General features: G+C 72.0%; 17 protein-coding genes. 5 read left to right on the top strand and 12 right to left on the bottom strand.

Annotated features, from left to right (window positions below):
• Nucleotides 1–75: 75 nt before the first annotated feature.
• On the top strand, nucleotides 76–4623 hold the full coding sequence (locus VA596_RS46365; RefSeq protein ID WP_323336833.1) for a HAMP domain-containing protein: 4548 nt from the start codon (nucleotides 76–78) through the stop codon (nucleotides 4621–4623).
• Nucleotides 4624–4636: 13 nt separating this feature from the next.
• Nucleotides 4637–7000 carry a SpoIIE family protein phosphatase gene (locus tag VA596_RS46360; protein WP_323336694.1) on the top strand — a complete coding sequence of 788 codons (2364 nt, stop codon included), beginning with the start codon at nucleotides 4637–4639 and terminating at the stop codon, nucleotides 6998–7000.
• On the opposite strand, the gene VA596_RS46355 is transcribed toward VA596_RS46360, so the two are convergent.
• The 6 genes from VA596_RS46355 to VA596_RS46330 form a co-directional block, all read right to left on the bottom strand.
• Nucleotides 6990–7847, bottom strand: coding sequence for a cobalamin-binding protein (locus VA596_RS46355; protein WP_323336693.1), 858 nt, complete (start codon nucleotides 7845–7847; stop codon nucleotides 6990–6992). The two genes, VA596_RS46360 and VA596_RS46355, sit on opposite strands and share 11 nt — an antisense overlap.
• On the bottom strand, nucleotides 7847–8941 hold the full coding sequence (locus VA596_RS46350) for a calcium:cation antiporter (protein ID WP_323336692.1): 1095 nt from the start codon (nucleotides 8939–8941) through the stop codon (nucleotides 7847–7849). The genes VA596_RS46355 and VA596_RS46350 overlap by 1 nt, the downstream gene beginning before the upstream one ends.
• Before the next feature lie 135 nt (nucleotides 8942–9076).
• Complete coding sequence (locus VA596_RS46345) at nucleotides 9077–10189, bottom strand: NDMA-dependent alcohol dehydrogenase (protein ID WP_323336690.1); 1113 nt, start codon at nucleotides 10187–10189, stop codon at nucleotides 9077–9079.
• A 94-nt stretch (nucleotides 10190–10283) separates the two neighbouring features.
• Nucleotides 10284–11876, bottom strand: a complete 1593-nt coding sequence (locus tag VA596_RS46340; protein WP_323336689.1) for a sigma-54-dependent Fis family transcriptional regulator — start codon at nucleotides 11874–11876, stop codon at nucleotides 10284–10286.
• A 104-nt stretch (nucleotides 11877–11980) separates the two neighbouring features.
• Nucleotides 11981–12463, bottom strand: coding sequence for an NUDIX hydrolase (locus tag VA596_RS46335; protein WP_323336687.1), 483 nt, complete (start codon nucleotides 12461–12463; stop codon nucleotides 11981–11983).
• Between the two features lie 9 nt (nucleotides 12464–12472).
• Complete coding sequence (locus tag VA596_RS46330) at nucleotides 12473–13318, bottom strand: urea carboxylase-associated family protein (RefSeq protein WP_323336685.1); 846 nt, start codon at nucleotides 13316–13318, stop codon at nucleotides 12473–12475.
• A gap of 1431 nt (nucleotides 13319–14749) precedes the next feature.
• Between VA596_RS46330 and VA596_RS46325 the strand changes: the two genes are divergently transcribed.
• Both VA596_RS46325 and VA596_RS46320 read left to right on the top strand, forming a co-directional pair.
• Complete coding sequence (locus tag VA596_RS46325) at nucleotides 14750–15244, top strand: hypothetical protein (RefSeq protein WP_323336683.1); 495 nt, start codon at nucleotides 14750–14752, stop codon at nucleotides 15242–15244.
• A 92-nt stretch (nucleotides 15245–15336) separates the two neighbouring features.
• Entirely contained in the window at nucleotides 15337–16020 is a 684-nt protein-coding gene (locus VA596_RS46320; protein ID WP_323336682.1) for an HNH endonuclease family protein, read from the top strand.
• On the opposite strand, the gene VA596_RS46315 is transcribed toward VA596_RS46320, so the two are convergent.
• Nucleotides 16017–16778 (bottom strand): fructosamine kinase family protein, encoded by a 762-nt coding sequence (locus tag VA596_RS46315; protein WP_323336681.1) that lies wholly within the window; start codon nucleotides 16776–16778, stop codon nucleotides 16017–16019. The two genes, VA596_RS46320 and VA596_RS46315, sit on opposite strands and share 4 nt — an antisense overlap.
• Nucleotides 16779–16812: 34 nt before the next feature.
• On the opposite strand from VA596_RS46315, the gene VA596_RS46310 reads away from it, so the two are divergent.
• A complete protein-coding gene (locus VA596_RS46310; RefSeq protein ID WP_410171991.1) occupies nucleotides 16813–17157 on the top strand; it encodes an MmcQ/YjbR family DNA-binding protein in 345 nt (114 codons plus the stop codon).
• Here the strand turns inward: VA596_RS46310 and VA596_RS46305 are convergent.
• The 5 genes from VA596_RS46305 to VA596_RS46285 all read right to left on the bottom strand — a co-directional run bounded on the left by VA596_RS46305 (nucleotide 17082) and on the right by VA596_RS46285 (nucleotide 22807).
• A complete protein-coding gene (locus tag VA596_RS46305; protein WP_323336679.1) occupies nucleotides 17082–17939 on the bottom strand; it encodes a GNAT family N-acetyltransferase in 858 nt (285 codons plus the stop codon). The genes VA596_RS46310 and VA596_RS46305 overlap by 76 nt on opposite strands.
• Before the next feature lie 41 nt (nucleotides 17940–17980).
• Entirely contained in the window at nucleotides 17981–20056 is a 2076-nt protein-coding gene (locus VA596_RS46300) for a putative Ig domain-containing protein (protein ID WP_323336831.1), read from the bottom strand.
• 107 nt (nucleotides 20057–20163) lie between these two features.
• Nucleotides 20164–20385 carry a hypothetical protein gene (locus VA596_RS46295; protein ID WP_323336678.1) on the bottom strand — a complete coding sequence of 74 codons (222 nt, stop codon included), beginning with the start codon at nucleotides 20383–20385 and terminating at the stop codon, nucleotides 20164–20166.
• Nucleotides 20386–20598: 213 nt separating this feature from the next.
• The gene (locus VA596_RS46290; protein WP_323336676.1) at nucleotides 20599–22173 is read right to left on the bottom strand and encodes an acyl-CoA synthetase; all 1575 of its coding nucleotides are present in this window, start codon (nucleotides 22171–22173) and stop codon (nucleotides 20599–20601) included.
• A gap of 43 nt (nucleotides 22174–22216) precedes the next feature.
• Entirely contained in the window at nucleotides 22217–22807 is a 591-nt protein-coding gene (locus tag VA596_RS46285) for a hypothetical protein (protein ID WP_323336675.1), read from the bottom strand.
• Nucleotides 22808–22812: the final 5 nt, after the last annotated feature.

Below are 22812 nucleotides of genomic sequence, written 5' to 3'. Positions count from 1 at the left end.
GCCATCCGGTGCGACTCCGGGCACGGCGCGCGGGGCGCCGACAACCGAGGAAACGGGTGGCGGATGGGTGGGGCAATGGTCGACGGCGTGCGCCCGGGTGCCAAAGGCGCAGTCGCAGGCGTGGGCGAGGCGGGGGAGCAGGAGCTGCGCCGGCTGCTGGCCGGCCTGACCGCGGTCCGCGACGGCGACTTCGGCATCCGGCTGCCGGGCGAGACCGACGGCCTGCTCGGCGAGATCGCCACCGTCTTCAACGGCATGGCCGACCAGCTGTCCCTGTTCACCTCCGAGGTCACCCGCGTCGCGCGCGAGGTCGGCAGCGAGGGCCAGCTCGGCGGCCAGGCGAAGGTCCCCGGCGTGTCCGGCACCTGGAAGGACCTCACCGACTCGGTCAACGCCATGGCCGGCAACCTCACCACCCAGGTCCGTGACATCGCGCAGGTCGCGACGGCCGTCGCGAAGGGCGACCTGTCGCAGAAGATCGACGTCGACGCGCGCGGCGAGATCCTGGAGCTGAAGGACACCGTCAACACGATGGTGGACCAGCTGTCGTCGTTCGCCGACGAGGTCACCCGCGTGGCGCGCGAGGTGGGCAGCGAGGGCCGGCTCGGCGGCCAGGCGCAGGTCCCCGGCGTCGGCGGCGTCTGGCGCGACCTCACCGACTCGGTGAACTTCATGGCCGGGAACCTGACCGACCAGGTCCGCAACGTCGCCCAGGTGACCACGGCGGTCGCGAAGGGCGACCTGTCGCAGAAGATCACGGTCGACGCCCGGGGCGAGATCCTCGAGCTCAAGAGCACGATCAACACGATGGTCGACCAGCTGTCGTCCTTCGCGGACGAGGTCACGCGCGTCGCCCGCGAGGTCGGTACCGAAGGCCGCCTGGGTGGTCAGGCAGACGTCAAGGGCGTCTCCGGCACCTGGCGCGACCTCACCGACTCGGTGAACTTCATGGCGGGCAACCTGACCGACCAGGTCCGCAACATCGCCCAGGTCGCGACGGCCGTCGCGAAGGGCGACCTGTCCCAGAAGATCAACGTGACCGCCCGCGGCGAGGTCCTGGAGCTCAAGGACACGCTGAACACGATGGTCGACCAGCTGTCCGCGTTCGCGGACGAGGTCACCCGCGTGGCGCGCGAGGTCGGTACCGAAGGCCGCCTCGGTGGTCAGGCGGACGTCAAGGGCGTCTCCGGCACCTGGAAGGACCTCACCGAGTCGGTCAACGTCATGGCCGACAACCTGACCGCGCAGGTCCGCTCGATCGCGCAGGTCACCACCGCGGTCGCCCGCGGTGACCTGTCCCAGAAGATCCGGGTCGACGCGCGCGGCGAGATCCTGGAGCTGAAGGACACCATCAACACGATGGTCGACCAGCTCTCGGCGTTCGCAGACGAGGTCACGCGCGTGGCGCGCGAGGTCGGCACCGAAGGCAACCTCGGCGGCCAGGCCACCGTCCGTGGCGTCTCGGGGACGTGGAAGAACCTCACCGACAACGTCAACGTGATGGCGTCCAACCTGACCGGTCAGGTGCGTTCGATCGCCCAGGTCGCGACGGCGGTCGCCCGCGGTGACCTGTCCCGCAAGATCACCGTCGAGGCCAAGGGCGAGGTCGCCGCGCTGGCCGACGTCATCAACACGATGGTCGACACGCTGTCGGCGTTCGCGGACGAGGTCACGCGTGTCGCCCGCGAGGTCGGCACCGAGGGGATGCTCGGCGGGCAGGCGCGGGTGCCGAACGTCGCGGGCACCTGGAAGGACCTCACCGACAACGTCAACTCGATGGCGAACAACCTCACCGGGCAGGTCCGCAACATCGCCCAGGTGACCACCGCCGTCGCGCAGGGCGACCTGACCCGCAAGATCGACGTCGACGCCCGCGGCGAGATCCTCGAGCTCAAGACCACGATCAACACGATGGTCGACCAGCTCTCGGCGTTCGCCGCGGAGGTCACGCGCGTCGCGCGCGAGGTCGGCAGTGAAGGCCGGCTCGGCGGGCAGGCCGAGGTCGAGGGCGTGTCGGGCACCTGGAAGCGGCTGACCGAGAACGTCAACGAGCTGGCCGGGAACCTGACCCGCCAGGTCCGCGCGATCGCCGAGGTGACCAGCGCGGTCGCCGAAGGCGACCTGACCCGCTCGATCACCGTCGACGCCTCCGGCGAGGTCGCCGAGCTGAAGGACAACATCAACTCGATGGTCGAGTCGCTGCGCGAGACCACGCGGGCGAACCAGGAGCAGGACTGGCTCAAGTCCAACCTGGCCACGATCACCGGGCTGATGCAGGGCCGCCGCGACCTCGCCGTCGTCGCGGCCGCGGTGATGGACGAGCTGGTCCCGCTGGTCAACGCCCAGTACGGCGCGTTCTACCTGGCCGACGACACCGCCGAGATCCCGGAGCTGCGCCTCGTCGGCGGGTACGGCCACCCGGACGACGGCGACGGCCCGGTGGTGCGGTTCCGGGTCGGGCAGTCCCTGGTCGGGCAGGCCGCGCGCAGCCGCCGCGCCATCGTGGTCGACGACGTCCCGCCCGGCTACGCCACGATCTCCTCCGGCCTCGGGCGCACCGCGCCGGCCAGCCTGATCGTGCTGCCGATCGTCGTCGAGGACCAGGTGCTCGGCGTGATCGAGCTGGCCTCGATGCACGGCTTCACCGCGGTGCACCGGGCCTTCCTCAACCTGCTGATGGACCAGATCGGCGTCAACGTCAACAGCATCGTCGCCAACGCCCGCACCGACGAGCTGCTCGGCGAGTCCCAGCGGCTGACCGGCGAACTGCAGGCCCGCTCGCAGGAACTGCAGGCGCGCCAGGAGGAGCTCCAGTCGTCCAACGCCGAGCTGGAGGAGAAGGCGGCGCTGCTGGTCACGCAGAACCGCGACATCGAGACGAAGAACCTGGAGATCGAGCAGGCCCGCCAGGAGCTGGAGGCCCGCGCCCAGCAGCTGACGCTCGCGTCGAAGTACAAGTCGGAGTTCCTGGCCAACATGAGCCACGAGCTGCGCACCCCGCTCAACAGCCTGCTGATCCTCGCGCAGCTGCTCGCGCAGAACCCGACCCGCAACCTCACCGCGAAGCAGGTCGAGTACGCGGGCATCATCCACTCCGCCGGGTCGGACCTGCTGCAGCTGATCAACGACATCCTCGACCTGTCCAAGGTCGAGGCCGGGAAGATGGACGTCACCCCGGAACGCGTGGCGCTGCGGCAGCTGCTGGACTACGTCGAGGCGACGTTCCGGCCGATGACCTCGCAGCGCAACCTGGACTTCCGGATCACGGTCGCGCCCGGCTCGCCCGCGGAGCTGCTCACCGACGACTCGCGGCTGCGGCAGGTGCTGCGCAACCTGCTGTCCAACGCGGTGAAGTTCACCGAGGTCGGCGTGATCGAGCTGCACATCGAGCCGGTGGAGCCCGACCGGCTGCCGCGGCCGCTGCGCGCGCACGGGCCCGCTGTGGCCTTCCGGGTCGCCGACTCCGGCATCGGCATCGCCGAGCACCAGCTGGAGTCGATCTTCGGCGCGTTCCAGCAGGCGGACGGCACGACCAGCCGCAAGTACGGCGGCACCGGGCTGGGCCTGTCGATCAGCCGCGAGATCGCCCAGCTGCTCGGCGGGTTCATCACCGCGGAGAGCACCCCCGGCGAGGGCAGCACGTTCACCTTCTCGCTGCCGGTCGCGCGCCCGGACTTCGAGACGCGCCCGGCGGACGACGCGCGGACGGCGGTGACGGCCGGGGACACCGGAGCCGGGCTGGTCGTGCCGGCCGCGCGCGCCCACCGGCGGCTGCTGGTGGTGGAGGAGCGCCAGCACGGCCTGCTGACGCTCGTCGCCGAGAGCGCCGCCGCGGACCTGGCCGACAGCCGGGACATCGGCATCTCGCCCGCCGAGGTCGAGGTCGTCACCGCCGTCGGCACCCAGGAGGCCGCGGCCGCGCTGGCCACCGACGCCTACCACTGCGTGGTGCTGGACCTGGACCTGCCGGAGCGGTCCGCGTTCGGCTTCCTCGACGCGATGCAGGGCGACGCCGCGCTGCGGCTGGTGCCGGTGCTCGCGCACAACAGCCGGCGCCTCGACGTCGAGCTGGAGCAGCTGCTGCAGTCCCGGGCGGACGTCCACTCGCTGGAGGTCCTGTCCGGCCTCGACGAGCTGCGGGAGCGGATCGCGCTGCACCTGTCGGCCGAGAAGCCGGGCGCGGTGCTGCCGCTGGTCCGCCCGGACGAGCAGGCCACCCCGGTGCGGGCGGCCGACGTCGACGCGACGCTGTCCGGGCGCACGGTGCTGATCGTCGACGACGACCCGCGCAACGTCTACGCGCTCACCGGGATCCTGGAGCTGCACGGGATGCAGGTGCTGCACGCCGAGGACGGCCGCAAGGGCGTCGAGACGGTCGCGACCCACCCCGGCATCGACCTGATCCTGATGGACGTGATGATGCCGGAGATGGACGGCTACACCGCGACCGCGAAGATCCGCGCGATGCCGGACCACGCCACGATCCCGATCGTGGCGGTGACGGCGAAGGCGATGCCGGGCGACCGGGAGAAGAGCCTCGCCTCGGGCGCCACCGACTATGTGACCAAGCCCGTGGACGCGGACGACCTGATCGCCCGCATCAAACGGCACGTGACGGCCTGATCGGGGAACCCGCTTGCCTTCCGAAGAACCGGGCGTGCCGGTGCTGGCGCCGCCCGCCGAGGTCTCGGCGAACCTCGCCCGGCTCGCCGACACCGTCGCCCGCCTGCGGGCCGAGGTCGACCACGCGCACGCCGTCGCCGACGGCCGCGCGCTGATCGAGCTGGCCAAGGGCGTGCTGATGGAACGCCTGCACTGCACGCCTTCCGACGCCGCGAAGCAGCTGGAGTCACTCGCCGAGCGGTCCAAGCTGACCCCGCTGGAGTTCGCCGCGGAGGTCGTCGGCGAGGCGGCCGAGGACCGCATCACCGACGTCGCGCAGGAGTTCCTGGCCAGCACGGAGGAGGACTCCGTCGCGGTCCGCCTACGCACCGCGGAAAGCGGGGTGCTGGCGGCGGGGGACACCCAGCGCGTCGCGGAGTCGATCCTGGAGCACGCGCTGCGCCCGCTCGGCGCGACCGCCGTCGCGGTGTGGCTCGCCGGGCCCGACGGGTCGCTGACCCTGGCCGGCTCGGCCGGGTTCTCGGCCGAGGAAGCCGCCCGCTGGCGCTACGTCCCGCCCGGCGTCGCGACGCCGGCGCGCAGCGCGCTGATCGACCGCGACACGCTGTGGTCGACCACGCTCGCGTCGTCCGGGCTGCCCTCGATCGGGCAGCACACCCTGGCCGGCGGTGGCCGGGTGGCGGTGCCGACCGGCACCGGCGGGCGGATCATCGGCGTCGTCGAGATGTGCTGGCCCGAGCCGCTGCCCGCCGAGCCCGGCCGCGAACGACGTCAACTGGAAGCGCTGGCCGAGCTCTGCGCGCACACCCTCGACACCTGGGACGGCGTCGTCGCGCCACTGGCCGCGGGCTCGGGGGACTTTCTCGGCGAGCTGGTGGACTTCGTCGACGGGCTGCACGACCCGGCCGTGCTGCTGTCCCCGTGCATCGAGGGCGGCGACCGGCTCAGCGACTTCCGGATCCACCACGCGAACGTCCGGTTCGCCGATCCGGGCGGGCGGCCGCGCAGCCTGCTCGTCGGGACCCGGCTGCTGGAGGCCTACCCGCTCGCCGCGGAGGAGAGCGGCCTGCTGGACAAGATCCAGCGCGTGTACGCCACCGGCGAGCCGTTCCGCGCCGACAGCATGGCCGTCACCACGCTGGTCGACCAGGTGCCGCTGACCGTGCTCACCGACGTCAGCATCACGCGCTTCGCCGGGAACGTGCTGCTCATCCTGCGGATCCAGGACGACGCCGCGAAGCTCGCCGTGCTGCTGCAGCACGCCCAGCGGCTCGGCCGGATCGGCGGCTTCGAGGAGAACGTCGTCACCGGCGCGATCACCTGGAACACCGAGCTGTTCGCGCTCTACGGCCTGCCGCCGAACGCCGCGCCGCTGTCGCTGAACCAGCTCACCGGGCACGCGCACGCCGACGACGCCCCGGCGATCGGCCGGTTCCTGCGCACGGTGCTGCACCACCAGCGGCCGGGGTCGACGGCGTTCCGGCTGGAGCGCTCCGACGGCGTCGCCCGGCACATCCGGGTCGTCGCCGAGCCGGTGGTCGACGGCCGCGGCGAGCTGGTCGCGGTGCGCGGGGCCTACCAGGACGTCTCGTCGCAGCACTGGACGGAGGTGGCGCTCGCGGCGACGCGCGACAGGTTGGCCGAGACCGAGCAAGAGGCGATCGAACGCAACCGGCTCACGCTGCAGCTGCAGCGCGCGATCATGCCGCCGGCCAAGGGCCCGATCGACATGCCGGGCCTGCGTGCCGCCGTCCGGTACCGGCCGGCGGAGAAGGAGCACCTCGTCGGCGGCGACTGGTACGACGCCGTCGCGCTGCCGACCGGCGAGGTCCTGCTGTGCGTGGGCGACGTCGCCGGGCACGGCATCGACGCCGCCACCGGCATGGTGAGCCTGCGCAACGCGCTGCGCGGCCTCGCGGCCACCGGCGCCGGGCCGGCGCAGCTGCTGACCTGGCTCAACCTGGTGGCCTACCACCTCACCGACCACGTCACGGCGACCGCCGTCGCGGCCGTGTTCGACCCGGCGAGCCGCAAGCTGCGCTGGGCGCGCGCCGGGCACCTGCCGCCGATCGTCCGCCACCACGACGGCACGGCGACGACCCTGCCGCTGATCCGCGGGTCGCTGCTTGGTGCGGTCCGAGACGTCGTCTACCAGGAGGAAACCGTCCAGCTCGACGACGGGGACATCCTGCTGATCTACACCGACGGCCTGATCGAGCGCCGCGACGCCCCGGTGCAGGACTCGGTGGCGCGGCTGGTCACGCTGGTGGAGGGCCACCAGGGCGGGCTGGAGCACCAGCTGGACCGGCTGCTGACCTACAGCACGGCCGACACCGACGACGACACGTGCGTGGTCGGCATCCAGGTCACCGCCTGAAGGCCTCCGCGAGGATCTCGGCGCCGTCGACCACCCGCGGCCCGGGACGGTTGAAGTAGGCCGGCCCGTCGAGAACGTGGACCCGGCCTGTTCGCACGGCGGGGATCTCGGCCCAGCCCGGTCTTTTCGCCAGCTGCGGGAGTTCCGTCCGGGTGCGTTCGGGCGTGAAGCCGCAGGGGAGCAGGAGCAGGACGTCCGGCTGCGCGTCGACGACGGCGTCCCACTCGACCGGCCGGGTGTGCTCGCCGGCCTTGGCCAGCAGCGGCTCGCCTCCGGCGAGGGCGATCTGTTCGGGCACCCAGTGCCCGGCCGGCCAGACCGGGTCCAGCCATTCCAGGGCGACCACGCGTGGTGTCTCGGGGGCCTTTCGGACGGCTTCAAGGCGCTTCCGCAGCTTCGCGATCTCGGCTTCGGCCCGTTCCGGGACGCCGAGAACGTCCCCGACGCGGCGGAGGCAGTCGAGGACACCGTCGATGGTCGCCGGTTCGAGGCTGACGACCAGCGGCCCGGTGTCCAGCGTCCGCACCGCCTCGGACACCCGCTGGTAGGAGACCGCGCAGACGTCACAGAGGTCCTGGGTGAGGATGACGTCCGGGTTCGCCGTGGCCAGCTGCTCGCTGTCGAGGGTGTAGAGCGCGGACCCGCTGTGCCGCGCACCGCCGACGGCCTCGGAGATCTCCCGGCTGGACAGCGCGTCCGGGTCGAACTCCGCCCGCGTCACGACGGGAACGTGCTCGACCTCGCCCGGCGGCCAGTCGCACTCGTGCGTCCGCCCGACCAGGCCGGGCAGCAGGCCGAGCGCCGCGACGATGTCGGTCGCGGCGGGCAGCAGGGAGACGATCCGCATCAGGGGTTCACGGCCAGCACCAGGAAGCCGGCCAGCAGGACCAGGTGGACGCCGCCCTGGAGGCGGGTCGCGCGACCCGGGACGACCGTCAGGACGCTGACCACCACCGTCAGCGCGAGCAGCACGATCTGCGTCGAACCCAGGCCGAGCAGGAGCTGGCCCGGCAGCCAGACCGACGCCAGCGCGATCGCCGGGATCGTCAGGCCGATGCTCGCGATCGCCGAGCCGTAGGCCAGGTTGAGGCTGATCTGCATCCGGTCGCGCTGGGCCGCGCGCGTGGCCGCCAGGGTCTCCGGGAGCAGCACCAGCAACGCGATCACGACGCCGACGAACGACTGCGGGAACCCGGCCGCGCGCACGCCCGCCTCGATCGCCGGGGACTCGACCTTGGCCAGGCCGACGACCGCGACCAGCGCCACCAGCAGCAACGCCAGGCTGCCGAGCGCGGCCTTGTTGGTCGGCGGGTCGGCGTGGTCGTCCTCCTTGATCTCGCCGTCGGCGGCCACCGGGAGGAAGAAGTCGCGGTGCCGGACGGTCTGGGTCAGCACGAACATCCCGTAGAGCACCAGCGACGCGAGCGCGGCGAACGTGAGCTGGGCCGACGAGAACGCCGGGCCGGGGGTGCTCGAGGTGAACGACGGCAGCACCAGGCTCAGCGTGGCCAGCGTCGCGACCGTGGCCATGGCCGCGCCGCTGCCCTCCGGGTTGAACAGCGTCGAGCCGTAGCGCCGGGCGCCGACGAGCAGCGAGATGCCGACGATGCCGTTGGTCGTGATCATCACCGCGGCGAACACGGTGTCGCGCGCCAGCGACGTCGCCTCCGGGCCACCCGAGACCATCATCGTGACGATCAGCGCGACCTCGATGACGGTGACCGCGACCGCCAGCACCAGCGACCCGAACGGCTCACCCACCCGGTGGGCGACGACCTCGGCGTGGTGCACGGCGGCGAGCACGGTCGCCCCGAGCGCGACCGCGACGATCGCCACGAACACCGGCCCGAGATCGCGGCCCCAGGCCACGGCCAGCACGAGCAGGCCGAGCACGGGGGTGACGGAGGTCCAGGACGTCAGGAAGGATCTCAGGGCGGCCATGGCTCCACAATGTCACACCATCGGTCACAATGCGTGGTCGTAAGGCCATTCTCACATTTCCGGCCCGAGTCCAGTGTGGACGGTTCCCGGCGCCCGGGAACCGTCCACAGTGGATCATTCAGCGGCGGCGGCGGTTCACTGCGCGTGCACGATCACGCCGCGGATGTTCTTGCCGTCGCGCAGGTCCTGGTAGCCCTCGTTCACCTGGTCGAGGGTGTACTTGCGGGTCACCAGCTCGTCGAGCTTGAGCTTGCCGGCGTCGTAGAGCCGCAGTAGCCGGACGATGTCGTACTGCGGGTTCGCCGAGCCGAAGAGCGTGCCCTTGATCGTCTTCTCGAACAGCGTCATCACGCCGCCGGAGACGTGCACGGTCAGCTTCTCGGGGTTGGCGAGTCCGGTGATGACGACGGTGCCGCCCTTGCCCACGACGTTGAACGCCTCGCTGACGACGTCCTCCTCGACGGTGCCGACGGTGATCAGCGCCTGGTCGGCCAGCTGGCCCCAGGTGAGCTCGTTGACCTTCTCCGCGGCTTCGGCGGCGGTGGCGAACGCGTGGGTGGCGCCGAACTTGAGCGCGGCCTCGCGCTTGAACTCCACCGGGTCGACGGCGACGACGTACTTCGCGCCGGCGTGCGCGGCGCCCTGCACGGCGTTGATGCCGATGCCGCCGATGCCGTAGACGACGGTGGTGTCCCCGGCCCGGACGCCGCCGGCGTAGTTGGCCGTGGCCCACCCGGTCGGGACACCGCAGCCGACGAGGACGGCGGTCTCCAGCGGCAGCCAGTCGTCGACCTTGACGACCGAGTGCTGCGAGATGGTGGCGCGCTCGGAGAACGTGCCGAGCATGCACATCGCGCCGAAGTCCTGGCCGCCGCCGTGGAAGCGGAAGGTGCCGTCCGGCATGTGGCCGTCGAGGATGGTGGCGCCCATGTCGCACAGGTTCTGGCGGCCGGTGGAGCAGTAGCGGCAGGTGCCGCAGTTGGGGATGAAGCTGCACACGACGTGGTCACCGGGCGCGACCTTGGTGACGCCGGGGCCGACGTCCTCGATGATCCCGGCGCCCTCGTGCCCGCCGATGATCGGGAACCGCGGCACGAGGTCGTTGTCGATCAGGTGCAGGTCGGAGTGGCACAACCCGGCGGCGGTGTACTTGATCAGCACCTCACCCGGCCCGGGCCCGTCGAGGTCGAGCTCCATGATCTCGAACGGTTTCCCGGCATCGAACAGTACGGCTGCCTTGGTCTTCACGGCCATCTCCTCCACGTGCGGCGTTGCACCCTACGCAGCCGATTGTGGGCAGCGGGGAGGGCCGTGAAGTGTCCGGATCCCGGACAGTGGCAGCTCACCGGACGTGCAGCGCGCGCATCCGGTTGTAGAGCGTGGAGCGGCTGATGCCCAGCTGTTTCGCCGCGTGGACCTTGTTGCCGTCGCATGCCCGCAGCGTCCGGACGATCACGTCGTACTCCGCCTGCTCCCAGCCGCTCAGCGCCGGGCGCTGAGCGGGTGACGCGCACGCCGGGGCGAGGTCGGCTGCGGTGAGGTCGCCGGCCGAGCGGTGGTCCGCCGCCGCCGACAGGACGCCGGCCAGCTCGCGCAGGTTGCCCGGCCACTGCTGGGCGTCCAGCAGCTCCAGCGCACCCGGGGTCAGGCGCAGGGACGCGCCCAGCTCGCGCAGCAGTGTCCGGGCGATCGCCGGGATCTCGTCGCGGCGCTCGCGCAGCGGCGGCAGCTCGATCCGCCGGTGCACCCGCGCGGCCAGGGTCGCCTGCTCGCCGTGCAGCTCCGAGACCGGGCCGCTGATCAGCGCGAACCACGTCGGCGTCGTGTCGAGCACGTGGGCCAGGCGCACCGCCTCGCGCGCCGGCAGGAGGTGGATGCCGTCGATCACCAGCAGGCCCGGCGCCCCGGCGGCCGCCTCGACCCGCTCACACCAGGTGGGGTCGGTGACCGGGCCGAACTCCCGCACCGGCGCCCCGTGGGCGACGACCCGGGCCGCCGTGGTGCGCCCGGCGCCGGGCTCGCCCGCGATCAGCACCCGGCGCCGGGTGCGGCCCGCGCTGCGGAGCCGGTCCTCGACCACGGCCGGGAACAGCTCGTGCGTGCTCCTCGGCCGCGTCACCGCCGGGCGCACCGGCGCCAGCTCGAACAGCAGCCCGGCGTTCGCCGACACGGCCTCGACCCGGACCTCGACCGGCGTGCCCGACGTGAGCCGGATCCGCCGCATCCCGCGGCGGGTGCGGCCCAGCTCCCGCAGCAGCCGGTGGTCGGCGGTGTCGACCAGCTCGGTCGCCGCGGTGTTGGCCAGCACGACGTCCTGCCCGAGCGCCAGCACCGCGCACGCCCGGTGCTGCACCGACTGGAACGCCGTCAGCAGCTGCTGCTCGGCGAGCTTCGCGCCGTCGAGCAGCCGCCGTTCGATGTCGGACACCGCGCGCCGCAGGAACGGCCCGAGCAGCGGGTTCGCGTCACCCGCGGGCCCGGTGATGTCGAGGACGCCCACCAGCCGGCGGGTCGCCGGGTGCGTCAGCGGGTGGCCGTAACAGGTGAACTGCTTCATCGCTTCGAGGAAGTGCTCGCCGCCGTCGACCGCGACGCCGCGGCGGGTCTCGAACGGCGTCGCGAGCGCGTTCGTCCCGGTGCGCTCCTCCAGGAACTGGCAGCCGGGCACCGCGCTGATGTCCTCCAGCGCCAGCTCCACCGACCGCTCGGTGAACCGCCGCGCGACGATCCGGCACTCGTGGTCGGCCAGCACGACGCAGAACCGCGTGCCGGCCAGCTGCCGGGCCAGCTCGTCGAGCACCGGCGAGGCCGCGCGCAGCAGCCGGCTGCGGCTGTCGACGTCGGCGACGTCCAGCCGGTCCACGGCCGAGCCGGGGGACAGCCCGGACAGCTCGGCCCGCCGCCACGACTGCGCGATCTCGGTCCGCAGGTCCACTTTCGCACTCCTCGCCGAGCCGATCGGGGTACCCGCCGCCCATCATCACACGGACCGTGCGCGGGGTGAACCGCTCAAACCGTTCCCGCTCAAGGGTTCGGTGATCATCGGACCGGATGGCCGTCCTCGCACAGCAGCAACTCGCCCGATCTGACGGCGGCCAGCGCGGCCGCCACCCTGCGGGCGAGGACCGGCTGGAGCCCGGGTACGGCGTCGGCGAGGGGGAGCAGCCGGGCCGAGACGATCTCGGCGTCGGTGAACGTCAAGCGGGCGACGTCGTCCTCGGTCACCAGGCCGCCGTCGAAGACGAAGTTGAGGCCTTCGGGCAGGCGGCCCGCCGGCTGGTGGTCGAGCACGAGGAGTCGTCCCGGTGGCCGGTCGAGCCCGAGTTCTTCCCGCAGTTCACGGACCGCGGTGCGCCACGGCGCCTCGCCGGCCTCACCGGCGCCGCCCGGGATCTCCCAGAACGGCTGGTACGACGGCCGGACGAACAGCACCCGATCCGCCGTGTCGCGCAGGAGCACGCCGGCCGCCGTCCGCTTGCGGTCGAGGGAGCGGACGTACTCGTCGAAGGGGAGCAGTTCCATCCGGGCAACCTAAACCGGTTCACCCCACTGCGGCTGCCGGACGCCGTGCAGTCCGCGATAGGCGGCCCTGGCCGGTGACGTCCAGCCGTCGAGGAGGTGCGGTGGCGGCTTGAAGACCTCGACGCCGATGGGGCGGCAGACGTCGATCGGGTCGCGGGCGTCCGGGCCCCACAGTGGCACCGACAGGTCGCCGCCCGGGCACGTCGAGAGCGCGCACAGCAGGTCGATCTCCGCGAAGAACTCGAAGTGGTCGCCCGGGCGCGCCGGGGAGGTCTTCATGAAGTAGCGGTCGTCGTCGTTGAGGCCGGTGCACTGGAAGACGTTCAGCACGTCGTGCACGTCGAACTCGGTCAGCCCGAACGGCGCCACCGCGCGGACCAGGTTCGAGTGGCAGTGGAAGTCGAAGTCCTCGCCGGTGAGCATCCGGTTGACGTACGGGTCGCAGCGCGTGCCGAGCAGGTCGTGCACGCGGCCGCCTTCGCCGTCGACACCGTGGTTCTCCAGCGTGTCGGACGTGATGGTGGCCAGCGGGCGCAGGAACGGCAGCGTCGACCACAGCCGGTCGAACGTGCTGACGTGCGCGCGCTGCAGCTGCCGGGTGCGCGCGGCCCAGAAGCGCTCGCGCGGGTCGTCGGCGTTCCACAGGTTCAGATCGCCGACTTGCGGGCCGTCGATCGTCCGCAGCCGGCACAGGTGCCCGCGCGGAACCCGCCACGCGCGCCCCGAACGGATCGGGACGTCGAAGCTCTCGACGAGCTCGCGCCCGGTTTCGCCGGCGAGCCGCTGGTAGAACGGCCGGTTGACGTCGAGCGCGCCACCCGCGGTGGCCTGGTAGGCGGCTGGAGGTGAACCCATCGGCGGTCTCCCTGGTCGGTGTCGGGTGCCCGGCCCAGCATGCCTCGCTACGGACGGTGCCCGGTTCGTCGCAATCGACCACTCGTTCGGCGCCTGGGGCTGCGGTGGTTCGCCTCTTACCGTCGAGGGACCGTTCGCCGTTCTCGTCATGGAGGTGTGACCGGCGTGCTCGTGGCGCAGCAGCGCGACCTGGCTCTGCCGGTCGCCGCCGAGCATCTCGTGGGGTTGCTGTATTCGTGGGGGCCGGACCAGCTGAAGGGCCTGGCCCTGGCGGGAATCAGCGTCCCGACCCGCACCGGCCCCTGTTTCGTGGACGCGCTGGTGTTCACGCGGTCGGGGGTGGTGGTGATCGCGGCCCACGAGCCGGGCGTGGCGCCTGGTGCCGAGCCGGGGCCACGGGTGGGAGCGGCGGTACGGGCGACGAAACGTGCGTTGGCGGCGCTTGGCGGTGGACAACACGTGACCGGGCTGGTGGTGGTCGTCCCGCCGAGGCGCGTGGATTCGGCTTGGGCCGCAAGCGATCCTGGATCGAAGTACCGGTTCTCCGAGGCGGCTAGTCCCCACTCGGGGGCGGCGAATACGGTCGCGTGGCCGGGCCCAGTTTCGGAGGTGGGTCCGCACCCAGCGGCAGGGGTTTTCGCGGCGGATCCGGTTTCGGCTGCGGTGCCGCAACCCGTGCGGCAGCCGGGTGTTGAGGCAGGTCTGGTTGTCGATCCGGTGGCGGGGGTTCTCGCTGCTGATGGAGTTTCGGTTGCGGTGCCGCGTCCCGTGCCAGGAGCGGGTGTTGAGTCGGGGCTGGCCGCCGGTGTGCGCCCGGCGGAAGGGATTCTTGCTGCGGCTGCGGGGCCGGGCTCTGCTTCGGAGGTGGGCCCGGTTGCGAGTTCGCATCCAGGGGTGGGGTTTGTCGCTGCGGGCGGGGTCTCGGCCGCGATTCCGCGACCCGTGCCGCGGCCAGGTGCCGAGACGGGGTCGGTTGCCGGTCCGCACTCGGCGGCAGGGGCTGCGTTGCCGGGTCCTGCTTCGGAGGTGGGATTGGTCGCAGGTCCGCATCCGGTGGCGGGGCCTGCCGCGGCGGCTGCGTTGCCGCGGCCTGCGCCGGGCGTGGTTGTCGAGGCGGGTCTGGTGGCGGGTTCGCATCCGGGAGTGGAGGTTCTGGCTGCGGTTGCGTTGCCGCGCGCTGCTTCGGAGGTGGGTCCGCACCCAGCAGTCGGGGTTCTCGCGGCGGATGCGGTGTCGCGACCCGTACCGCAGTCAGGTGTCGGGGCAGGTCTGGTTGCTGGTCCGCATTCGGCGGCGGGGGTTCTCTCGGCGGATGCGGTGCCGCATCCCGGTGCCGAGGCGGGGCTCGTTGGCGGTCCGCACCCGGCCGTGGGAGTCCTTGCGGCGGGTTCTGTGCCGCGACCCACGCCGGACCCAAGCTCCGAGGTGCTGGTGCGGCTGGCCGAAGTCGGGACCCCGCCGGCCGTCCGGCCCGACTGGCCGTTGCTGCCCTCGCGCGAACCCGAGCCGGGCGTGGCTACCGTGCTTGCGGATCCGCGGGGGTTGCGGCGGATCATCGCGCAGCACAACCGGTGGCGGACCGTCTGGACCGCCGACGACGTCCTCGAAGCCTGCTATGCCCTGTCGCTCGCGCACCTCGCTCCGCCGCGGTCCGCGTTGCTCGCCGAGGGGTTTCCGCTGCGCCTTCCCGTCGCGGCGCGGGTGCTACCGCCGGTGCCAGAGCCCCCGGAAGTGGCGCTGCCGGAGCCTGAGCCGGAGGTCACCCCGCCCGCGACGCCGCGGGTGCGGGGGCCGGTGTCCGCCGTTTTTCCCCGGCAGCGGCCGATCCGGCAGGTTCCCTGGGGGCTGGTCGTCGTGCTCACTCTGCTCGTCACCATCGGCGTCATCGCCGCCGTGTTCGTCTCGCAGGTCTTCCACGGAGGCTGACGCGATCAGTTCGCGCCAACTAGGCCATCTGCACCGTTTCCCCGGCGCTTCTCCTGGGCATCAACCGGAGGTAGACGTGAAAGGGGCTCACGATGTCGCGCACCAGAGCGCTCTCCTTGGCCGTGCTGGCCGCCGTGGCGGGTACCGCGCTGGCCGGGTGCAAGCCGGAGGACTTCGCCGCCGCCGGGGGACAGACCGGGGGACAGAGCAGTCAGCCGGGCGGGACGGCCGCCGCGGCGCCGGTCCCGCCTTCCGAGGCCAAGACGGAGCTGGCCGCGCTCAAGATCGCCGTCCGCGGCACCATGGACGGCTACTCCCGCGAGAAGTTCCCGCACTGGGACAAGGTCGACGGCAACTGCGACACCCGCGAGCAGGTGCTCAAGCGCGACGGCAAGAACGTCTCGGTGGACGCCCAGTGCGCCGCCAAGTCCGGGACCTGGGTCAGCGCTTACGACGGCGAGACCTGGACGAAGTCGTCCGATGTGGACATCGACCACATGGTGCCGCTCGGCCAGGCCTGGATCAGCGGGGCGAAGTCCTGGACGACCGAACGCCGTGAGCAGTTCGCGAACGACCTGGTCCGCCCGCAGCTGCACGCGGTGACCGACAACCTCAACGAGCAGAAGAGCGACAAGGCCCCGGACCAGTGGAAGCCGCCGCTCGTGTCCTACTGGTGCACCTACGCCACCGACTGGATCGTCGTGAAGGCCAACTACGGCCTCACGATCACCGTGCCGGAGAAGACCGCACTGGAGACCATGCTCGGCAAGTGCTAACCCAGTGACCGCGCCGCGGCCAGCGCCTGCCCGGCGTAGGACCGTCCGAACAGGACGGTGTGCACCAGCAGCGGGAACAGCTGGTGCATGCCGATCCGATCGCGCCAGCCCGAGGCGAGCGGCGCGGTCTCGTCGTACGCGGCCACGACCCGGTCCAGGTGCGGGCAGCCGAACAGGTGCAGCATCGCCAGGTCCGTCTCGCGGTGGCCGCCGTGCGCGGCCGGGTCGATCAGCCACGCATCCCGGCCGTCCCACAGGACGTTGCCGTTCCACAGGTCGCCGTGCAGCCGGGCGGGCGGCTCGTCCGGCGCGGCAAGCCGAGAACAGGCGCGTTCGAACGGCGCGGCCTCGAGCAGCCCGGCGTCCACGGCCGTCCGCACGTAGGGCAAGACCCGCTGCGACGCGTACCAGGACGGCCAGTCGTCGGCCTGGACGTTCGCCATCGGCGCCCGGCCGATCCACGCGTCCGCCGGCCCGTCCGGGGGAGCGGCGCCGAACGCCGGCGCCCCGGCGGCGTGCAGGCGCGCCAGCCCGCGGCCGAACCGGTCGGCGGCTGCCGCGGCCGGACGTCCGGCCGGGACGCGGTCCATGACGATCCGCTCGTCGTCCCAGCTGTGCACCTCCGGCACCGGGACCGCGGCCGCCGCGGCCAGCCAGCGCAGGCCCGCCGCTTCGGCGGCCGTCGCGCGCGGCCCGGCGCCGCGTTTGACCACGACGGCACGGCCGTCGTCCAGCTCGGCCTCGGTCAGGTCGGTCATGACCCGCACGGTACCGGCGCGCTACGGTGGTCGCGTGCAGGACTTCGAACGGGTGCTGAGCGCGCTGGCGGACGTCGAACGGTCCGAGGCCCGCGACTACTCGTCGTTCAGCGTGCGCGGCAAGCGGTTCGGCTACTACTGGCCGCGGACGCGGACCGTCGGCCTCAAGCAGACGATCTCCGAGCAGCTCGCCCTCGTCGCCGAGCGCCCGGACGTCTTCGAGGTCCAGTTCACCGCCGGCGGCTTCGGCTGGGTCGTCGTGTACCTGGACGGCATCGGCGCCGAGGAGCTGGCCGAGCTGATCTACGAGGCCTGGCGGCTCTCGGCGCCCGAAGAGCTGGTCGCCGAGGTGCCCTTCACCAAGATCGCCCGCGTGTAGAGCAGGTCGAACCCCTGGCGCTGCGCGTTCTGGTGCGACTTCGACCCCGGCTGCGTGGTGACGACGGCGACGTCGCACCCGGCTTCGGTCGCCGCGGCGAGCCGGGCCCGCAGCAACGCCGTCTGCACGCCCCGCCGCCGGTGCGCCGGCAGGGTGGCCGCGCCGGTGAACTGCGCGATCCCGTCCGTGGCGCGGAAACTGGCGCCCCCGGCGAACTCGCCGTCGCGCACCGCGACGTACCGCCGGACCCCGGCCATGTCCCGCAGCGCGCGGACCAGCGCCTCCCGCGGGAAGTCCTCGTGCGAGGGCAGCCCCTCGGTGTCGGCGACGGCGCTCGCGTCGGCGACCATGGCCAGCCACCGCTCCAGCTCGTCTTCGCGGCACAACCGGACGTCCTCGGGGACGTCCGTGTCCCCGAGCCGCCGCCCGAGCACGTTCTCGAACGACTCCAGCCGGTAGCCGCGCTCGGTGAAGAACGCGCCGATGGCGGAATCGGCCAGCTGGCACAGCTCGACCTGGACCGGCGCGCCGAGCTCGGCGAAGGCCTGCTCGACCTCGTCCAGCTCGGCGGCCGAAGGCAGGCCGTCGAACCCGAGCGCGGCGATCTTCGTGAACGGCGAGTCCGCCTCGGCGAGGCTCGCGACCCCGCCGGCCAGCGGGCGTGCGAACCCGGCGCCGCGCCGCACCCGCCCGGCTTCGTTGCACGCCACGATCAGCCGCGCTTCGGCGCGTTCGATCCGCGCAGCCAGCGCCGTGTCACAGAAAAGCCGGTCCCCGCCCATGCGTCCAGCCTGCCGGACGCACGAGCGGGGAACCAACCGATTTAGCCTTCCACCCGGTGCGACGCCCAGAACGACGTCAGGTCGGTCGACCCGGCCGCCGCCTGCGCCGCGGCCTTGAACTCGGCCGTCGTCGAGACGCCGTACCAGTGCGACTGCGCGTACGACTTCAGAAGGTTCGCCATCGCCGTGTCGCCGATGAGCCGCCGCAGGTCGTGCAGGGTGCACTTGCCGTAGTTGTAGACCACGGTGGAGTACCGCGACGAATGCGCGTCCCAGTACGCCATCGAGTTGGTCAGCTTCTCCGCGCTCGACTGCCACGTGATGCCGCAGCCGCTGCCGGTGATCCCGCGGTAGAGGTCGGTGGCGTAGTCGGTGAAGCTCTCGTCGAGCCACGGCGAGTTGTACTCGTCGTCACCGACGATCCCGTAGAACCACTGGTGCGCCAGCTCGTGCGGGAGCGCCGTGGTCGACACGAGGTCCATCACGAAGCCCGGGTACTCCATGCCGCCGAACCAGAAGTTGTTGTCCAGCACCACGTCCACCTCGCCGTACGGGTAGTCGCCGAAGCGGCCCGAGTGGACGTCGATGGAGTCGGCGGCAAGCGTCAGCATCTGGTTCGCGCTGCTCGTGGAGATCCCGGTGACCGAGTAGACGTTGACCCGCACGCCCTTGCCGGACGTCGTGCTGATCTTCGCGAACGGCCCGGCGCCCCACGCGAAGTCGCGCACCTTGTTGGCGACGGCGTGCGTGGTCGTCGTGCTGCCGCTGGTCGTCTCGGTCGACGTGCCGGTGGCCGGGGTCAGCACCGACGTCGGGTGCACGAGGGTGACGTCGAAGTCGCTGATCAGGCTGTAGAACGCCTCGCCGTTGTTGGTGTACGGGTCGAGGTGCCAGCCCGCGCCGTCGCGGACCGCCAGGATCGGCAGGGCGTTGCCGATCATGTTGAACGCGCCGTCGTGGCCGAACCGGTCGGCGCCGCTGGGCACGACGATCTTCAGGTCGAACCCGATCGACGCCGACTGGCCCTGCGCGAGCGGCGTGGGCAGCGTGATCTTCAGCGCGGTGCAGTTGACGCTCAGCGCCGACGGCGTGCCGCCGGTGACGTTGGTGACCGTGATCGGCGTCGTCGGGCAGGTGCCGTGGTAGTTGTCCCAGAGCCGCAGGTAGACCTCGGGCAGCGCGGTCGGCGAGCCGTTGGTGAAGCTGACGGACTGGTGCCCGTTCCAGGTGTCGCCGGCGGTGTTCGAGGTCAGGTTCACGGTGTAGGCGGGGTTGATCGGCGTGCGCGTCGAGTCGGCCGGGGCCGAGCCGATCGTCCAGGAGAACGTCGCGCTGCCGCTGTTGCCGCCGGGGTCCTTCGCCGTGACCGTCACCGACGAGGTGCCGGCCGTGGTCGGCGTGCCGGTGATCTTCCCGGTGCCCGCGCCGATGGCCAGCCCGGCGGGCAGGCCGGTCGCGGTCCAGGTCAGCGCGTCGTTCTGCGGGTCGGTGGCCTGGACCTGCAGCGACACGGCCTGGCCGACCGCGGTGGTCTGGCTGCCGGGCGAGGTGACGACCGGGGACTGCGGGTTGGACGTCCCGGTCGTGGTCAGCGAGAAGTCGTCGAGGAGGAAGTTCGTGGCCAGGCTCGAGTCCTCGGTGCCGGTGACCTTGAGGGTCACGGTCTGCCCGAGGTAGCGCGACACGTCCACGGTGCGCTGGACGTACCCGGTGTTCTTGTCGAGGTTCGAGTAGCTCGCGAGGGTGTCCGTCCCGGCCTGCACCACGAGCTTGTCGTAGGCGGTGGTCGTCGACGTCTCCTTGGTGTCGACGTGCGACCACCAGGTCAGGCTGGCCGACGCGCAGCCGGCCGGGAGCGTCAGGGCCTGGGACAGGGTGTCGGTGTGCGTGCTGCCGTAGCCGTCCAGCCAGGCGACCGTCGAGCCGCCGTGGGCCGGTTCCGCGGCGGTCGCCGCGGAGATGACACCACTGGTCTGGGTCCACGGCGTGGTGCCGCTCTCGAACCCGCCGTTGCCGACGATCTGGTCTCCGCAGACCGCGGCGGCGGCGTGGGCCGGCGCGGCGACGACGACCGTGCCCAGCAGGCCTGCGGCCACGCCGAGCACAGCGGAAAGCACCCTCGATCTCATGAGGTCGTCCTTTCGCGGCCCCGCCTCTCGGAGCCTTGGAAAGCGTCCTCTGCGGGTCCGGTGGCAACAACCCGCCATGAGTCGGGTTCGTGCGGTTACGCCTGCTGGAGCACGTTGAGCAGAATGACCAGGAGCGCGACGGCGCCGACCACGGCGATGGCGGCGCCGACCATGGTCCGGATCATCTCCCCGAAGCCCTTGGCGGTGCGGGCGCGGTAGGCGGAGTAGCTCGAGCGGGCCTCCTTCGCGGCGTGGACCCGGCCGCCCACGAGCAGCCCGGCCCCCAGCGCGAGCAGGACGGCGATGAAAATGGACACGATCTGTACCTCTTCCCTCGGATTCGGCCGCCGGAGAAACGACGACGGCCTCATTACTAGACCCGACGGACGGGCCGCGCCATGGCTTTGGGACTTTCCGTTCCCGGGCCGGTCGGCCCTGGTGTGCTCGTGGGCTGACGTTCCCGCCGAACCGAGCGGTCTTGTACAGCGTTATCCGTGGTTTTCCGTGCCGGGCAAGGTGAATTCGGTCGTTCAGTCCCGTGTGGCCAGTCCGGCGTGTCGCTCCCGCAGTTCCCGCTTGACGATCTTTCCGCTGGGGTTCTTGGGAAGCCGGTCCGCGAACACGACGTACTTGGGACATTTGTAACCGGCCAACTGCGCTCGGGCATGGTCGATGACCTGCGCCGCGGTCAGTTCGACGTCTTCGCGAAGCACGACCACCGCGGTGACCGCCTCGATCCAGTGTGGATGGCTGATCCCGAAGACGGCGACCTCGGCGACGCCGTCCAGCCGGTACAGGGCTTCTTCGACCTCGCGGCTGGCCACGTTCTCGCCGCCGGTCTTGATCATGTCCTTCTTGCGGTCCACGACGGACAGGTACCCGTCCTCGTCGACCACGCCCAGGTCGCCCGAGTGGAACCAGCCCGCGCGGAACGCGTCGGCCGTCTTCTCCTCGTCGCGGTAGTAGCCGAGGGTGGCGTGCGGGCTGCGGTGCACGATCTCGCCGACCACCCCCGGCGCCACCGGGTTGTCCTCGTCGTCGACGATGCGCGTCTCGACGTTGAGCGACGGCCGCCCGGCCGAGCCGGCCCGCGGCAGCTGCTCGTCGGGGCGCAGGATCGTGGCCAGCGGCGCCATTTCCGTCTGCCCGTAGAAGTTCCACAGCGCGACGTCCGGCAGCCGGCGGCGCAGCTCGCGCAGGACCTCGACCGGCATCGCCGACGCGCCGTAGTAGCCCTTGCGGAGGCTGGAGAGGTCGGTCCGGTCGAAGTTTTCGTGGCGCAGCAAGGAGATCCACACCGTCGGCGGCGCGAACAGCTTCGTTGCCTTCTCCCGTTCGACGGCCGCGAGCAGCGCCGCGGGGTCCGGGCCGGGCAGGATGACGCTGGTGGCGCCGAGGTAGACGTCGACGGAGAAGAAGCAGTCCAGCTGGGCGCAGTGGTAGAGCGGCAGCGAGTGCACCTCGACGTCGTCGGCGCTCATCCCGCCGTCGATCACGCACGAGACGTACTGCGCGATCAGCGACCGGCTCGACAGCAGCACGCCCTTCGGCCGCGACTCGGTGCCGGAGGTGTACATCAGCCGCAGCGGGTCGTCGTCGGCGACGAAGACGTCGGGTGCTTGATCGTCCCCTTCGGACAGCCAGGCTTCGACGTCCTCCCACTCGCCGCCGGGGCCGATGCGGCCGCGGACGACGTCGTCCAGTCCGGACAGTTCGAGGGCCTTGGCGGCGGTCTCCTCGAGGGCGTCCTCGGTGACGAACGCGGCGGCCTCGGCGTGGCGGAGGATGTAGGCGACCTCGTCGGCGCCGAGCATGAAGTTGACCGGGACCAGCAGCACGCCGAGTTTGGCGGTGGCGAAGGCCAGGACGCCGTACTGCCAGCAGTTGTGGCTCAGCAGCGCGAGCCGGTCGCCCTTGCGGAGGCCGCGCGCGGCGAGGGCGTGGGCGCAGCGGTTGGCGGCGGCCTCGAATTCGGCGAACGTGAGCCGCGTGTCCCCGGAGACGACGGCGAGCTTGCCCGGCAGCCGCAGCGCGGTGCGGCGCAGGAGATCGCCCAGCGCGTGCTGCCGGGCGTGGTCGACGAGGGCGGCGGTGACCTGGTCCATCCCGGCAGTCTCGATCGGGACAGCCCGGCTCGCAAGCCCCGGTTCAGCGCGCGCTGTCGTCGATCTGCACGGGGTAACCGGCGCGCAGCACGGCGATCGTGGCCGGGGGAGTGAGCACCGGGACGGTTCCGCCGGACGGGCGCGGCCGCCGGGTGCCGTACCCCGTGGTCGTCCACTCCGTGAGGTGGTCGCCGAGGACGAGTTCCGGACGGTCGCCGCGCCGGACGAACGCGCCGTCCGGCAGGCCGGTCCAGCTCAGCTCGTGCAGCCGACGGCGGTGGGTGCCGCGGTGGAGGCGTTCCCGGTGGAGCTGCCGGTTCATCTCCGTCGCGGACGGCTTGCCACCCCAGGCGTCGCGGTAGGCCGTGTAGTCGGCGTGGCGGCACTCGCCGCACGGCCGGTGCCCGGCGGCGAACGAGACGGCCTCGTCGTGGAAGTACAGGTGCGTGTAGCGGCCCGGCAGCCACTGCTCGCGCCAGCGGCCGCGGAACTCGAGCACGCAGGTGATCCACAGGTCGCCGCCGTGGAAGCGGACGATCTCGCGGCCCTCGTGCAGCACGCCCCGGTTGCCGGTCCACGCGCCGCGCAGGGGGACGTCGACGATGTCGCCGGCCGGCGTCACGCGGTTGCGCACGATGT

It is taken from the genome of Amycolatopsis heterodermiae, assembly GCF_034929455.1.
Taxonomy (GTDB): domain Bacteria; phylum Actinomycetota; class Actinomycetes; order Mycobacteriales; family Pseudonocardiaceae; genus Amycolatopsis; species Amycolatopsis heterodermiae.
Note: the sequence above shows the minus strand (reverse complement) of the source record. Positions and strands in the feature narration are given on the sequence as shown.